Source organism: Paenibacillus sp. S-12, from assembly GCF_030363895.1.
GTDB lineage: Bacteria > Bacillota > Bacilli > Paenibacillales > Paenibacillaceae > Paenibacillus_B > Paenibacillus_B alvei.
Map to the genome: position 1 here is coordinate 31,751 of NZ_JASIUF010000004.1, position 14,436 is coordinate 46,186.

Consider the following 14,436-nt stretch of genomic DNA (forward strand, 5'->3'; position numbering starts at 1 on the left):
TAGGTTTACCTCCCTTTATCTTTACGGTACTTGCGTACCATGCGATACGACTGCTCAAGCTTCGGAATATGATCATCGAATTTCTCACTAACCATTCCGGCGAACAAGATATCGATGATGTGCAACTGTGCGATGCGTGAAGCCATATCGCCTCGGCGCATGCCCTCCTCCAAGGAGGAGGCGGATAAATTAATATCGGCCAGGGATGCTAGGCGGTTGGCGCCGACCTTCGTAAGTGAGATAGTCGTCGCTCCGCGCTCCTTCGCGCATTGCAAGGCATCAATCGTTTCTGGTGTTTCTCCGGAATAGGAAATGGCGAACGCCACATCCTGCTCATTCAAATTGGCGGCAGATGTAATCTGCATATGCGGGTCAGAGAAGCAGGTTGCACGCTTGCCTACGCGAATCAGCTTCTGATAGAAATCCAAGGCTACAATGCCGGATGTCGCCATCCCGTACAGATCGATCTGTCTTGCCGCCTGGAAGGCGCGCATGGCACGTTCCAGTGTGATCATGTCTAACAGCCGCGTCGTGTCGGATATCGAGCGAATATGATTGGACTCGATGGCCGTAACAATATCGCGCAGCGGATTGCCTGCGATAATGTCCTGATAGGAGAGTGGAGTGGATTGCTGTGCCATATCGGCTGCCAGCTTCGTTTTGAAATCCGGATAACCCCGAAAATGAAGGGATTTGCAAAATCTAGTGACGGTTGCGGGTGAAGTGCCGGACTGTTCAGCCAGCTCCGTGATGCCCATCGTCACTACATTACCCGGAAATTGCAAAATATAGTCCGCCACTTTGCGCTCCTGCGGATGGAAATCCTGAACCTGCTGCCGAATCGCGTGCAATATGCTAGACAAAAACAATCATCCTCTTACATCAATATGGTGAAAATAATTTTAGTGATAAATCTCATAATCATGAAAATAATTTCAATATCATCATAGTCAATCTATAGCAGAAACACAAGGAAGTTATGCAAAATACCACAATTTCCTCACAACTCTTGCCCTAATCACTTGCCTGATTCGGCATGGTTGTCCAATTGACGCTGTTCTCGGAAATCGCTTGGGGCGATGCCAAGACGATTTTTGAAGGTACGATGGAAGTACGAATAGCTCTGGAATCCGCACATTTCAGCAATCTGCTCCAGCGGCATATATCCGTGCAGAATCCGCTCGCATGCCATCGTCAATCGGAGTTGAATGGCATAATCCATGACGGATTGATGGAACGTTTCTTTGAAAATATGAGAGGCTCTCGAGACGCTGAGCTGGACACGGTCTGCAACATTTTGCAGGGTGAACGGCTCGGTTACATTCATCTCAATATAATGCTTCATGTGATGGGCGACCTGCTCTGTTCGATTTCGATTCAAATAGGAGGGATGTGCCCGCTCATTCAGTGTTCGCTCCAGCATGCGGAAGTACGCGAAGCTTAGGTGTTTAACAATATCGTTCATGTTGTGGCTTCCGTACAAACGCTGCTCCTGCATAATCTCCCGCCAAATGGAAAGGAGGCGATCATCGATTCCGATGTCTGCCTTTCCGAGCGGTTTCATCTGATTCCACCATTCCTGTATCCAAGGCCCATTTAAGATAAAATAATAGTCCAGGCTATGAACCTTTTTATGGGGAACGCCAGTTTCAGGCTGGCGATAACCAATCTTTAAGTCATAGTGGCTGCCTGGAGCCAGCATTAGCATATCGCCAGGCTTGAATTCGACATATCTTTCATCAAGCCAAACATGGGCATTGCCCTCTAGCTGAATCCGAATGAGATAATGCTCCAGCTTCGGTATGCCGAGCGTGAATGGCTTGGTGTGTCTGGCATGTCCAGAGTACATAATTGTAAATTCTTCTTGTTTGACAGCAGGTTCAGTCATATTTTCCTCCGCGGTGCCTATAATTCAGAATCCTCGCTTCTTTTACAAAGAGTATAGCAAAGATAGCAAGATTGTTCATGTTAAAAGGATATCCTTCATTCACACCCAATTTGCAATGTGGCACAATGAAGTCAGCTCATTGAAAACCTTTTCAAAAAACAACTTGATATCATTATCTTTCATAAAGATTCATACACAAAATGAGGTGGATCCATTGAAAATTGGAGTGCAGCTTTATACCTTGCGCGACGATATGGGCAGAGACTTTATCGGAACGCTGGAGCAAGTGGCAACTATGGGCTATGAGGGAGTGGAATTTGCAGGTTACGGTGGATTGACGCCAGAGCAATTGGCCAGCGAACTGAAGCGGTTGAACTTGAAGGCAGCAGGTTCGCATGTCAGCATCGAGCAATTGACAGATCATTTGGATGAGCAGATTGAAATGAATCTTGCTATTGGCAACCGTAACATCATTTGTCCAGGTATCCCGAAGCTGCATGAGGCCGATGAAGACATATTGAATGAGTCAGTAAGCAAGCTTGAGGCTGTCGCTGAACGGCTTGCAGTTCATGGGATGAAGCTGGGCTATCACAATCACGGGTATGAATTCGAAGCGAAAATCGGGGATGAAACCGTATTTGACTTGCTGTTTGGCAAGTTGCCCGGAGATAAGCTGTTCACTGAGCTGGACGTATGCTGGGTGAAGCATGGCGGATATAACCCGCTCGAGATCATCAATCAGTATTCAGGCCGTGTTCCTTTCATTCACTACAAGGATTTGAAGTATGATGACAATGGCAATCCAATGACGATGGAGCTTGGTCAAGGCGAACTCGACCTGGTAGCTGTAGCACAGGCTGCACGTGCAGCAGGAACGGAATGGCTGATTGTCGAGCAGGATGATTGTCAGCGCGCTCCGCTTGATAGCGTGCGCGGCAGCCGTGAATGGATTAAGGACAATCTTGGGCTGTAACACGAACTTCAAGAGGTGCGTGCCTCTACAAATAGAACGATAAATTCTTTATCTTATATCAATTTAATTCACTTTTCTGGGAGGAATGGATTCATGTCCAAGGTTTATAAAATTGCAATCATCGGATGCGGCGGCATTGCGAATGCCAAGCATATGCCAAGTCTGGCGAAGCTGAACAATGTGGAAATGGTAGCATTCTGCGACATCATTGAAGAGCGCGCGGCAGAAGCCAAAGAGAAATACGGCACGGCAGATGCGAAAATATATACGGATTATAAAGAAGTTTTGAAAGATAACAGCATCGACATCGCGCACGTATGTACGCCGAACGACTCTCATGCTGAAATTACGATCGCTTTCTTGGAGAGCGACAAGCATGTTCTGTGCGAGAAGCCAATGGCGAAGAAGGCAGAAGATGCACGCCGTATGGTTGAAGTGGCAAAGCGGACGGGGAAGAAGCTGACTGTCGGATATAACAACCGTTTCCGCAGCGACAGCCGCTACTTGAAGAGATTGTGTGAAGACGGCACATTTGGCGACATCTATTTTGCTAAAGCACATGCCATCCGCCGCCGTGCGGTTCCCACATGGGGCGTATTCTTGGATGAAGAGAAGCAAGGCGGAGGTCCGCTTATCGACATCGGTACCCACTCGCTCGACCTGACATTGTGGATGATGGACAACTATGAGCCGCATATTGTGCTCGGCAAAGCTTACCATAAGCTGAGCAGCCGCGAGAATGCAGCAAACGCTTGGGGGCCGTGGGATCCAGAAAAATTCACGGTAGAAGATTCCGCATTTGGTATGATCGTGATGAAAAACGGCGCGACCATTATTTTGGAATCAAGCTGGGCGCTGAACGTGACTTCCGGTATTGAAGCGAAGTGCACACTTTGCGGTACAGAAGGCGGAGCGGACATGAATGATGGTCTGTCTATTAATGGCGAAAAGTATGGCCAGTTGTATGAACAAAAATTCGAGCTGAACGCTGGCGGCGTTGATTTCTATGAGGGTGCTTCTGAGAATCCGCCAGATGTAGAGATGCGCATGTGGATCGACGCGATTGACAATGATAAGACACCAATTATTACGCCTGAGCAAGCTTGCGTGGTTTCGGAGATTCTTGAAGCGATTTACGAATCTTCCCGCACCGGCAAAGCAATTTACTTTGACTAAATCGGTAAGAAGACAACGAAGGCGAGCTTACTGAGAACCGAAGGAGGCAAAGAACGGTTATGAAATTAGGTGTATTCTTAGTATTGTACGGACAATTGCCCTTGGAAGAGGCGCTTGATACGGTAGCGGCCAAAGGCGTAGAGGCAGTAGAGATCGGTACTGGCGGTTATCCGGGCAACAAGCACTGTAATCCGCATGAGCTGCTGGCTAGCGATGCGAAGCTCAAGGCTTTCAAGGAAGCAGTTGCTTCCCGTGGTTTGACGATTAGCGCATTGAGCTGTCATGGCAATCCACTGCATCCGCAGAAGGATATTGCAAAGCAATATCATGACGACTTCATCGCTACGCTGGATTTGGCTGCGAAGCTGGATGTGCCGGTGGTGAACGGCTTCTCCGGCTGCCCAGGCGACCATGAGGGCGCGAAGTACCCGAACTGGCCGGTAGCGCCATGGCCTAATGACTATCAGGAAATTTTGGACTGGCAATGGAATGAGAAGGTCATTCCTTATTGGACAGAGGTTGGCAAGCTAGCAACTGAACGCGGCTTGAAAATCGGACTTGAGCTGCATGGCGGCTTCTCGGTTCACTCTCCAGGCACTATGCTCCGTCTGCGTGAGGCAGCAGGCGAAGCGATTGGAGCGAACCTTGACCCAAGCCATATGTGGTGGCAGGTCATCGATCCTGTTCAAGCGATCCGCATATTAGGGCAGTCAAATGCGATTCATCATTTCCATGCGAAGGATACGACAATTGATCCTGTGAACGTGCATAAGCACGGGATTACAGACATGCAGCCTTATACGATGATGTTGGATCGCGCTTGGCAGTTCCGCACGGTCGGTTATGGTCATGATATGAAGACATGGGCGGATATAATTAGTGCTCTCCGTCTTGTAGGCTATGACTATGTTGTCAGTATTGAGCATGAAGACGGCTTAATGTCGGTTGATGAAGGCTTCACGAAGGCAGTTGAGAATTTGAAGCCAATTCTGATGAAGGAACCGCTTGGCGAGATGTGGTGGGTATAATCGAGAAATAAGGTGTACATGCATCGCATCTTCCTCGTTCTCGTCCATAAGGGGATGTTAGGGAGATGCGTTTTGCTTTACGAACAATAGCAAATGTCTGTTCATGGATTTATATAATCGAATGGACGATTCGACTACAAAGGAGCATGCAGCGATGACAAAACAAAACGTAACGATCTGGAATGAGTACAGACATGAACAACACAACAAAACGGTGGCTGACATTTATCCGACAGGAATTCATACAGCTATCGGCGAAGGACTGGGTCAGGAGTTTCATGTGCGCTACGCAACGCTCGATATGCCTGAGCACGGTTTAACGGAGGAAGTATTGAATGATACCGACGTGTTAATTTGGTGGGGGCATAAGGCACACGACGAGGTGGACAATGCGATTGTTGAGCGCGTCTATCAACGCGTGCTCCACGGGATGGGACTGATTGTGCTCCATTCCGGACATTTTTCGAAGATTTTCAAGAAGCTTATGGGCACCGGCTGTGATTTGAAATGGCGCGAGGCGAATGATAAAGAACGGCTGTGGGTCGTATCTCCTGGGCATCCGATTGCAGAAGGCATTGGGGAATATATTGAGCTAGAAGCCGAAGAAATGTATGGAGAGCATTTCGATATTCCAGCGCCTGATGAACTGGTATTCGTCAGCTGGTTTACAGGCGGGGAAGTATTCCGCAGCGGATGCTGTTATAACCGCGGTATGGGAAAAGTGTTCTATTTCCGTCCAGGACACGAGACATATCCAACTTACTACAATGAGCAGATTCGTCGTGTAATCGCAAATGCAGTGAAATGGGCGAAGCCGTCGGAGCGTCCTTATCCGAAGTATGGGAATGCACAGCCGTTAGAGCCTTTGAATTAAGCATTTCGCAATTTAGGAAAGAAAGAGTGGGTATTTAACATGACATCAATAGATTCTACACAACCATTACGCGTCGGAGTCGTTTCGGCAGGGAACATATTCCGTGGGGCGCATATGCCCGCATTTCTCTCAAATCCACATGTCCAGATCGTCGCTGTGTGCGATCCGCACAAGCCATCTGCCTGCGAAGTTGCCGATCACATTGGTCAGGTTCGGATTTATGAGGATTGGCAGGAGATGCTTGAACGCGAGGAACTGGATATTATAGATATTTGCTCCCCGAATTACTTGCATGCGCCTGTTGCAATTGCTGCTTTAGAGAAAGGGCTGCATGTATTTTGCGAGAAGCCGGATGCGACAAACCCGGAAGATGCGCTTCGCATGCAGCAGGCTGCCGAGAAATCAGGCAAAGTGCTGATGGTAATGCGCAATAACCGCTTCCGTTCTCGTTCCCAATTTTTGAAGCAGTATATTGAGGAAGGCCAGATGGGTCAGTTGTATACGGGACGCTGCGGTTGGATTCGCAGATCAGGCATCCCAGGTGCAGGCGGTTGGTTCACGACCAAATCGAAATCTGGGGGAGGCCCGCTCATTGATTTGGGTGTGCACATGATCGATTTGGCTATTTGGTTGATGGGCAATCCGAAGCCTGTATCTGTATCAGGAGCAACATACCGCCATTTCATGGATAAGGCAGCGCCTGCTGCCAGTCGGGATACGTTCGATGTAGAAGACTTGGCGACTGGATTTATCCGGTTTGACGATGGAGCGACGCTTCAGCTTGAGGTAAGCTGGGCTTCTCATATTGAGAAGGAGCAATCGTTCCTTGAGCTGCGCGGGACAGAAGCGGGCTTTAGTCTGCATGACAATGAGCTTCAAATGTTCACTGTCGCAGCAGGCAAGCATATGAATATGAAGCCGGAAGGTTTCACAGACGGAGCGGGACATAAGGAAAATGTTGATCATTTTGTTGACGTCATCTTAGGCAAAGCGAAGCCTATATTTACTCCAGAACAAGGTGTAGATATGATTCGCATCCTGAATGCGATTTATGAATCGGCGGAGCTTGGCCGAGAAATTAGACTGTAATTTCATTCATTTTGCTAACGCAACCTGAATGGCAAGGGAGCCTCATGCTTCCTCGCCATTCAGGTTTTTTGCGTACAGCGGGCACATCCTAGTGCGAGATGCCTGCAGCATTAAGCTTTATCATCGAAATGGAGAATGCATCATGGAACAATAGACTTCTGAGTTCCAAGCTGTATAGCAGGCTGGATCAGAAGAGGATATTCATTGGCTCGCGTCAAGGGTGGACACTGGAGGGGGAAGTATGGCATCCTGAAAAGGATTGAAGAATTGAAATGATGCAATCTTTTTAAAGTGCGAACCATTCTATACGGATGAATACACACTGACCGCATTGAGCGGGGATCATTGCATGATGATTGCGGTGCGCCGCAGAATGGCTCGTTAACGCATATTCATAAGAAAGATCACTTATGAAGACAGCGGCAATGCGTCTCGAGGACTAGGTAATGGCTATTAATGCGCTAAACCGAACATGTTCGTATAATCTGATCAAGGAAAAGCAAGGTGAACGCAATGGCTTGCTTCATTGCAAGTTCAATTAGGTGCGGTTTGCTAAAGCGGCAGTGTCCGGCATTGTGCTTATAGGGACAACGGAGCTTATTTGAAGAGAAATACAGAGGAGACGGAAATAACGGAATTTCACTTGGAAGGAGCCATCTCCATTGAAAAAGAATAGAAATCGGTCGACTATTTGGAAGCTAGTAGGGGCCGTTCTACTCACTGTAGTCATTTGGGTGGGTGCACATATATGGATGTCAGATACGAATCAGGTTTCAGCAGTGCCGCTCCAGCTGACGGGACAAGAATCCCCGCTCATGCTGTTTGTCACGAAGCACATGATGAGCGGAGAAGGGGGCATCTTCACGAATTTACGTGATGATCTGCCCGAATCGGAGCATCAGGCGGCCAATCATCAGATGCTGTCTGAATCAACAGGCTTGATGCTGCTGCATGCGGTACAAATCAACAACCGCAATTTGTTTGATAATCAGTTTTCCTTTTTGCAGCGGCGTCTATTAGCCGACAAGGGCTATATCCGTTGGCGGTATTCCCCTCGGCACGATCCGACGGCGGTGAATGCAGCAGTCGATGATTTGCGCATTGCACGTGCATTGCTTGAAGCGGATCGGGAATGGGGAATTGAAGAGGCGAGACGGATCGCGAAGGGGATCAGCAAGGCATTGCTTGATGGCAATGTGAGCAAGGATTACATGTTCGATCACTATGATTGGAAATTCAAATCCCGCTCGGATCGTGTAACAATGTCTTATATGGATATCCATACGATGGGGATGCTTGCTGCGTTTGATAAGAAGTGGGAGACGGTTCGAATGAACAGTTTGAATCTGATGAAGGATTCCTCTTTGGGCAATGGGTTGTTTAGGGCCAATTGGAATCCTTCTACAGGCTTTTCCTCAACAGGGAAAATTAATATGATTGATTCCTTATATACCGCGCTTTATTTGGCGGAAGAGGGCGAGGATGTCAGTGCAACTATTCAATTTCTGAAACAGGAGTGGAGCAGAAACAAAGGGAAGATTCCGAGTGTGTATGCGGAGGATGGAAGTGTTCGAGAAGAATTCGAATCCCCATCGGTCTATGCGCTTGCGGTTAGACTCCTTCAGTACAAGGATGAGCATGAGCTTGCTGAGCAATTGAAGCACAGGATGTATGCATTTGCTGTACAGCACCCTTCATCCCCTAATTACGGTGGCTTTGTGGAAGAGAAGGACAACAGCGCTTATTCGTTTGATCAGCTCCAAGTACTGCTCACTGAAATCAATCCTGCCGGGAAGTAGAACGAAAGTGTGCAAGGAAAAGGGAAATAATAGGGAATCGAACGAATAGGGAATAAGAATTTTTTTGCCTTTGTAATTAATAGGAAGGGGCTGCCTAGCGCTGATAATTACTTATCTGTCGGGCAGTCCTTTTCCATCATATGTGTAAACCCTGCAGCAGGGATGAGGCAAGAATCTTTGCATTTCGAACCCAACTCGATACAATGGAGTGAAGACTTAAATTGAGGTGAATGGTTATGAAAGAATGGTACGAGCGAAGCTTCGGTCGTGACTATTTGGTTGTATATAAGCATCGTGATTTTCAGGGTGCAGCTAAGGAAGTGCATCAGATGATGGAATGGCTGGAGCTTTCTCCTGCAGCGATGGTACTGGATTTATGCTGTGGGATGGGCAGACATTCTCTTGCGCTTGCGGAAGTAGGGTACAAGGTGACAGGAGTGGATTTATCTGAGGTTCTTTTGAAGGAAGCGATTAAGCAAGATGAGATGCATGCAGTAACCTTCTTATCCGGGGATATGCGGGAGCTCCCAGTTAGCGGGCCGTTTGATGCCGTCGTGAATTTATTTACTTCATTTGGGTATTTTCAAGTGGACAAAGACAATGGAAAGGTATTCCATGAAATTAATCGGGTGCTTCGCCCAGGCGGACGATTTATTATTGATTTCCTAAATCCAAGCTATGTATCACAGCATCTGGTTCCAGAATCGGAGCGTAGGGATGAAGAGGTAACCATTCAAGAGCGCCGGTTCATTGAGGATGGGTTCGTGAAGAAGGAGATTACACTAACAGACGAGTCTACAGGGGAACGGCGCCATTATGAAGAAATTGTTCGTTTGTATGAATTGGCGGATTTTCATTCGATGATTGAACAGGCTGGGCTGCATATGGATAGGGTATATGGCGGGTATGACGGGTCGTTATATGATGAGTTTACTTCCTCCCGAATGATTATGGTTGGATCCCGTCCGGAATGAGATATTGAGATGTTGGTATGCTAGCACTGTTGATGATAAGATAGGAAAATAATGGCATGCGTGGTTCGTGATTGACTCAATCTAGTCTGGGGGGAACGCTAAGATGAAGTTTCAGCAAGTGAATGAGCATATCTTTCTGGTTCGAATGCCGCTTCCTTTCTCGCTTCGGTGGGTGAATACATATTTACTGCAAGGCTCAACCGGATGGACAATCGTCGATCCAGGTCTTCGAACTGAGGAAACAGAGGCTGCATGGCTTGATCTGATGGAAGAGTTGAATATAGAGGCTGGAAACACGGCTTCCATCGTCCTTACACACTATCATCCAGATCACAGCGGTATGGCAGGCTGGCTTCAGCAGCGCTTAGCTGCACCAGTATGGTTATCAGAAATCGGGTGGAGACATGTGGAACGGATGTGGGCTGGAACTGCTGCAATGACGATGGATATGCAGGATCTGTTCCACAAGCAGGGAGCGCCTGCAGAGGTTGTAGAATCAATTGGCATACATATGAATAGCTTTATCCCCCAAGTTTCTCCTTTGCCGGAAGTGTCCTTCATCAGAGATGGAGAACCATTGCTGTTGGGAGATAATTACTGGCAGCCAATAGAGACGGGTGGCCATGCTCCGGGGCATATGAGCTTCTATCATGCTGATTCGCGCATTATGCTGTGCGGTGATCACGTTCTGCCGCAAATTACGCCCAATGTTAGCCTTATGCCGAATAGTGATCCCGAGCCGCTGTACTCCTTCCTTATTGGGTTGGAACGGCTCGCTGCTTTCGATGTTGAACTGGCGCTTCCGGGACACCGGCATCCGTTTCCTTATTATAAGAACCGGACAGATGAGCTGATCCGGCATCATGAAGCACGGCTACAGGAGATGCAGGCCGCGCTTCATCAGCCGATGACGGCTTACGAGTTGTGCTGTATCAGCTTCGGTACGCTGGATCGTTTAACGGTGCATCAGTTCCGTTTCGCCATGGGTGAGACTCTTGCTCATCTCGTAGAGCTTAGACGTCGTGGCCTTGCCAATACGGACTCTGAGCAAGTCATAAGGTGGCAATCATCTTAGTGAATTACAAGGACTGCATTTCTTGTTCACGCTCTGCCTGCTTGCGGTGGGCAATCCGACTGCTTGCCGCTGCAGCAATTGCGCCTACGATGTCATCGAGGAACGTATGGATTTGTCCACTGTCCTTATTGTTCAAGCGCTCCAATATACCTGGCTTCAACTTGTCGACATAGCCATAATTGGTGAACCCGATACTTCCGTATACGTTGACTATGGAGAAGGCGAGTATTTCATCCACGCCGTACAATCCTTCATCATTCTCAATCATCTCTTGCAGCGCAGGTGTAAGCTTGCCCTCTTCTGCCATAATATCAAGCTGGATTCCGGTCAGGACGGCGTTTTGAACTTCGCGTTTGCTCAGCACCTGTTCCACATTGTAGATGCAGTAGTCTATTGTCAATTCAGGGAAGTAATTCTGCTGCAGGAACATGACCAATTCTGCAATATCCTCTACACGAACTCCCCGTTTGCGCAGCCACTCGCGTGTTTCTGCTTCGACCTTCTCGCTGTCCAGGCTGTAGGCTTTGGCTGTTCTCGTGTCTTTTTGTTCTGACATGGAAGTCACCTCGATCTCTGATTCGTATTGCATGCTACCTACTCATTCTTCACCATAGCATGAGAAAGGTATATGACAATGATATACCCATTCCCTTCTCTCCTTACTCTTCCTTTTTGCTTTTTGAGGCCACAATGTATGAAACTAGGTCATGTTTTGGACAGCCTTATCGTATATATAGGGGTATGACGAAGGGACGCCTATGCATGCACGATGTAGGTAGACAGGCTCCCGCAGATCACACGATAGATGCATAGAGGAGGTTGCTGCGCTTATGGTGCGGACAAAATATTTTCGACAAGGTGTACTGGCAGCAGTACTGATGCTGCCCTTTCTATTGACGGCTTGTGGTGGCACAAGCGGTGCAATCGATCCGCCGCCAGCAGATGTGGAAGCCAAAATGATGGCTGCAGCAGGAGGAGAGGGCGGTGCGGTTGATCGTGCTGTCAATCCAACTGATGCAGCGCAGCAGAAAGCAAATATGACGGTTTACGCTCAAGATCGCCATGGCTATTTGGCGCCCATTTCGTATCAATGGAGCTCTGAAGATCCTGCCGTTGTTGCCCAAGCATCACTAGAGATGCTTGTGAAGGATGGTGTGCATCAGGGAATGCTGCCTCCGGGATTTACCGCTACCCTTCCGAAGGGGACGAGTTTAAAGGTTACCCTCAAGCCAGAGCAGAAGACCGCATTGGTGGAGCTGTCCAAGGAATTTGCTTCATACGACAAAAACGATGAACGTAAGGTGATGGAGTCTATCGCCTGGACCCTTACATCGCTGCCAAATGTAGATCAGGTGCAGTTATGGATGGATTCCAAGAGACTGACCGAAATGCCGGTTGACCATACGCCGATGGACACCCCATTGTCACGCCAAATTGGAATTAATTTAGAGAAGGATCTATCGGTCAATTACCTGCACTCGATGCCGGTGACTTTATATTTCTCAAGCTACAGCGAAGAGGGAAGAGCTTACTTTATTCCTGTGACAAGATTGGTTGAGCCATCTTCTGATCCAGTGAGAACAACGCTCGAACAGATGATAGCGGGACCGTTGGACAAAAAATCGATGAACATGGTTGCAACCAAGGAAACGGAAATAAATGATATTGCGGTTGATGGCGATATGCTTACGATCGATTTGGCAGACACGATGTTCGAAAAAGGAGATCAAGTCCCTGCGGAGTTGGTTAAGGCTGTCGTTCTATCCCTTACAGAGCGCCAGGGCGTGAAGAAGGTGAAGTTGAAAATCAATGGCGATGTGGATATTCAAGGAACAGACAAGATAAACTATTCGGAGCCGGTTTCGCGGCCTGTTGTGAACATGGCTTGGAAAGGATAGATGCTTTTCGCCAAGCTCTTTGGTAGAATAGGGGATGTTACTTTTTACGGACGACAGTGGAAATGTAGGAGGCACTATTAAATGAGAAGCAACGGACGAAAGGCGGATGAACTCCGCCCAGTTACGATTCGAACTAACACGAACAAATACGCGGAAGGCTCCGTATTCATTGAAGTAGGCGACACGAAGGTGCTGTGCACGGCTACGGTTGACGAGAAAGTTCCTCCTTTTATGAAGGGGCAAGGCAAAGGCTGGATTACAGCGGAATATTCAATGCTCCCGCGTGCAACGCAGACACGCAACCAGCGTGAGGCGAATCGAGGCAAGCTAACCGGTCGTACGATGGAAATCCAGCGGTTGATCGGACGGGCATTGCGCTCGGTTGTTGATTTGCATGCATTAGGTGAAAGAACGATAACGCTTGATTGCGACGTTATTCAGGCTGATGGCGGTACGCGTACGACTTCCATTACCGGCTCCTTTATTGCGATGGCAATGGCGATTCATAAAGTAGCGAGCCAGCATTCATTAAATAAATATCCGATAACGGATTTTCTTGCATCGGTTAGTGTTGGAGTGATCCAAGGAAATACGCTGCTTGACTTGAATTATGAAGAGGATTCCACGGCGAAGGTTGATATGAATGTCGTGATGACAGGTCAGGGCAAGTTCGTCGAAGTACAGGGTACAGGGGAAGAGAGTCCATTTACGCGCGAAGAGCTTAACGGGCTTCTGGCCATTGCGGAGAAGGGAATCTTGGAGCTTGTTGAGATGCAGAAGGAGGCACTCGGCCCAATTGCGGACAAGATTGCTGCACGAGCAGCGTTAGAACGCGGAGAGGCGGCCGGACATGCATCTAGCAAGTGATACGATTATTGTTGCAACCAGCAACCAAGGCAAGCTAAAGGAATTTCAGCTTGCCTTCGCCTCGCTCGGCAAGCGTGTGCTCAGTATGGCCGACTATCCTCAATTGCCTGAAGTGATAGAGGATGGGGATACCTTCAATGCGAATGCGCTCAAGAAGGCTAAGGAAGTGGCAGAAGCGATACAACTTCCTGTTCTTGCTGATGATTCGGGCCTTTGTGTAGAACGTTTAGCTGGTGCGCCTGGCGTATACTCCGCACGATATGCCGGTGGGCACGGGGATACGCAGGCGAATAATGCTAAGCTTCTTGAGGAGCTGAAGAAGCTGCCTGCTCGCCGCGTGGAGCACGATAAGCTGGGAGAAGCTTCGGAGCATGTGCTTAGTGCTGCGCAATTCGTTTGCTGCCTAGTACTGTATGATCCTGCAGAGCGGCAGTATGTCGATGTGACCGGTACATGTGATGGGTTCATCTTGGACGAGGCGCGCGGGGAACATGGCTTCGGCTATGATCCGCTATTTTACGTTCCTGCATTCGGCAAGACAATGGCGGAGCTGACTCCGGAGCAGAAGCAGAGCATTAGCCATCGTGGAAATGCAATTCGTATGCTACTTGATGTACTGCAGAAGGAGCACTCACAAGTGTAACCATGTCAATCGAGCGTATTTCGAAGCGTGATGACACAACAAAGATAAGAAAATTAAAAGCAAAAACCTTTCAGCGAAGGGCACCTGACTAGATGACCAGTTTAGGTGTCCTTTTTTTCTTATCAAAATACTCAGATTTTATACTTTCCAAC

At 48.2% G+C, this 14,436-nt stretch carries 14 protein-coding genes; 11 read left to right on the forward strand and 3 right to left on the reverse strand.

Annotation, left to right across the window (positions count from 1 at the left end; genetic code table 11):
* Positions 1 to 5: 5 nt before the first annotated feature.
* Both NO352_RS02415 and NO352_RS02420 read right to left on the reverse strand, forming a co-directional pair.
* Positions 6 to 863 (reverse strand): MurR/RpiR family transcriptional regulator, encoded by an 858-nt coding sequence (locus NO352_RS02415; protein WP_163978770.1) that lies wholly within the window; start codon positions 861 to 863, stop codon positions 6 to 8.
* A 155-nt stretch (positions 864 to 1,018) separates the two neighbouring features.
* A complete protein-coding gene (locus NO352_RS02420; protein ID WP_005547179.1) occupies positions 1,019 to 1,888 on the reverse strand; it encodes an AraC family transcriptional regulator in 870 nt (289 codons plus the stop codon).
* Between the two features lie 205 nt (positions 1,889 to 2,093).
* On the opposite strand from NO352_RS02420, the gene NO352_RS02425 reads away from it, so the two are divergent.
* The 8 genes from NO352_RS02425 to NO352_RS02460 all read left to right on the forward strand — a co-directional run bounded on the left by NO352_RS02425 (position 2,094) and on the right by NO352_RS02460 (position 10,876).
* Positions 2,094 to 2,861, forward strand: a complete 768-nt coding sequence (locus tag NO352_RS02425; RefSeq protein WP_268621096.1) for a sugar phosphate isomerase/epimerase family protein — start codon at positions 2,094 to 2,096, stop codon at positions 2,859 to 2,861.
* A 93-nt stretch (positions 2,862 to 2,954) separates the two neighbouring features.
* A complete protein-coding gene (locus tag NO352_RS02430; RefSeq protein WP_268594120.1) occupies positions 2,955 to 4,037 on the forward strand; it encodes a Gfo/Idh/MocA family protein in 1,083 nt (360 codons plus the stop codon).
* A 59-nt stretch (positions 4,038 to 4,096) separates the two neighbouring features.
* Positions 4,097 to 5,065 carry a sugar phosphate isomerase/epimerase family protein gene (locus NO352_RS02435; RefSeq protein ID WP_289354852.1) on the forward strand — a complete coding sequence of 323 codons (969 nt, stop codon included), beginning with the start codon at positions 4,097 to 4,099 and terminating at the stop codon, positions 5,063 to 5,065.
* 154 nt (positions 5,066 to 5,219) lie between these two features.
* Positions 5,220 to 5,939, forward strand: a complete 720-nt coding sequence (locus tag NO352_RS02440) for a ThuA domain-containing protein (protein WP_268621093.1) — start codon at positions 5,220 to 5,222, stop codon at positions 5,937 to 5,939.
* Positions 5,940 to 5,978: 39 nt separating this feature from the next.
* Positions 5,979 to 7,028: a Gfo/Idh/MocA family protein gene (locus NO352_RS02445; RefSeq protein ID WP_289354853.1), complete on the forward strand. Its 1,050-nt coding sequence runs from the start codon at positions 5,979 to 5,981 to the stop codon at positions 7,026 to 7,028.
* A gap of 662 nt (positions 7,029 to 7,690) precedes the next feature.
* Positions 7,691 to 8,827 carry a glycosyl hydrolase family 8 gene (locus NO352_RS02450; RefSeq protein ID WP_289354854.1) on the forward strand — a complete coding sequence of 379 codons (1,137 nt, stop codon included), beginning with the start codon at positions 7,691 to 7,693 and terminating at the stop codon, positions 8,825 to 8,827.
* Positions 8,828 to 9,063: 236 nt separating this feature from the next.
* Positions 9,064 to 9,801, forward strand: coding sequence for a class I SAM-dependent methyltransferase (locus NO352_RS02455; RefSeq protein WP_268599242.1), 738 nt, complete (start codon positions 9,064 to 9,066; stop codon positions 9,799 to 9,801).
* 103 nt (positions 9,802 to 9,904) lie between these two features.
* Positions 9,905 to 10,876: an MBL fold metallo-hydrolase gene (locus NO352_RS02460; RefSeq protein WP_268599241.1), complete on the forward strand. Its 972-nt coding sequence runs from the start codon at positions 9,905 to 9,907 to the stop codon at positions 10,874 to 10,876.
* A gap of 4 nt (positions 10,877 to 10,880) precedes the next feature.
* Here the strand turns inward: NO352_RS02460 and NO352_RS02465 are convergent, their stop codons facing one another.
* A complete protein-coding gene (locus NO352_RS02465; RefSeq protein WP_005547188.1) occupies positions 10,881 to 11,432 on the reverse strand; it encodes a phosphatidylglycerophosphatase A family protein in 552 nt (183 codons plus the stop codon).
* A 274-nt stretch (positions 11,433 to 11,706) separates the two neighbouring features.
* Here NO352_RS02465 and NO352_RS02470 point away from each other — a divergent pair, with 274 nt between their 5' ends.
* The 3 genes from NO352_RS02470 to NO352_RS02480 all read left to right on the forward strand — a co-directional run bounded on the left by NO352_RS02470 (position 11,707) and on the right by NO352_RS02480 (position 14,284).
* Positions 11,707 to 12,774 carry a GerMN domain-containing protein gene (locus NO352_RS02470; RefSeq protein WP_268599240.1) on the forward strand — a complete coding sequence of 356 codons (1,068 nt, stop codon included), beginning with the start codon at positions 11,707 to 11,709 and terminating at the stop codon, positions 12,772 to 12,774.
* Between the two features lie 81 nt (positions 12,775 to 12,855).
* On the forward strand, positions 12,856 to 13,641 hold the full coding sequence (gene rph, locus NO352_RS02475) for a ribonuclease PH (RefSeq protein ID WP_005547193.1): 786 nt from the start codon (positions 12,856 to 12,858) through the stop codon (positions 13,639 to 13,641).
* Entirely contained in the window at positions 13,625 to 14,284 is a 660-nt protein-coding gene (locus tag NO352_RS02480; RefSeq protein ID WP_289354855.1) for an XTP/dITP diphosphatase, read from the forward strand. Before rph ends, NO352_RS02480 begins: the two co-directional genes overlap by 17 nt.
* Positions 14,285 to 14,436 lie beyond the last annotated feature (152 nt).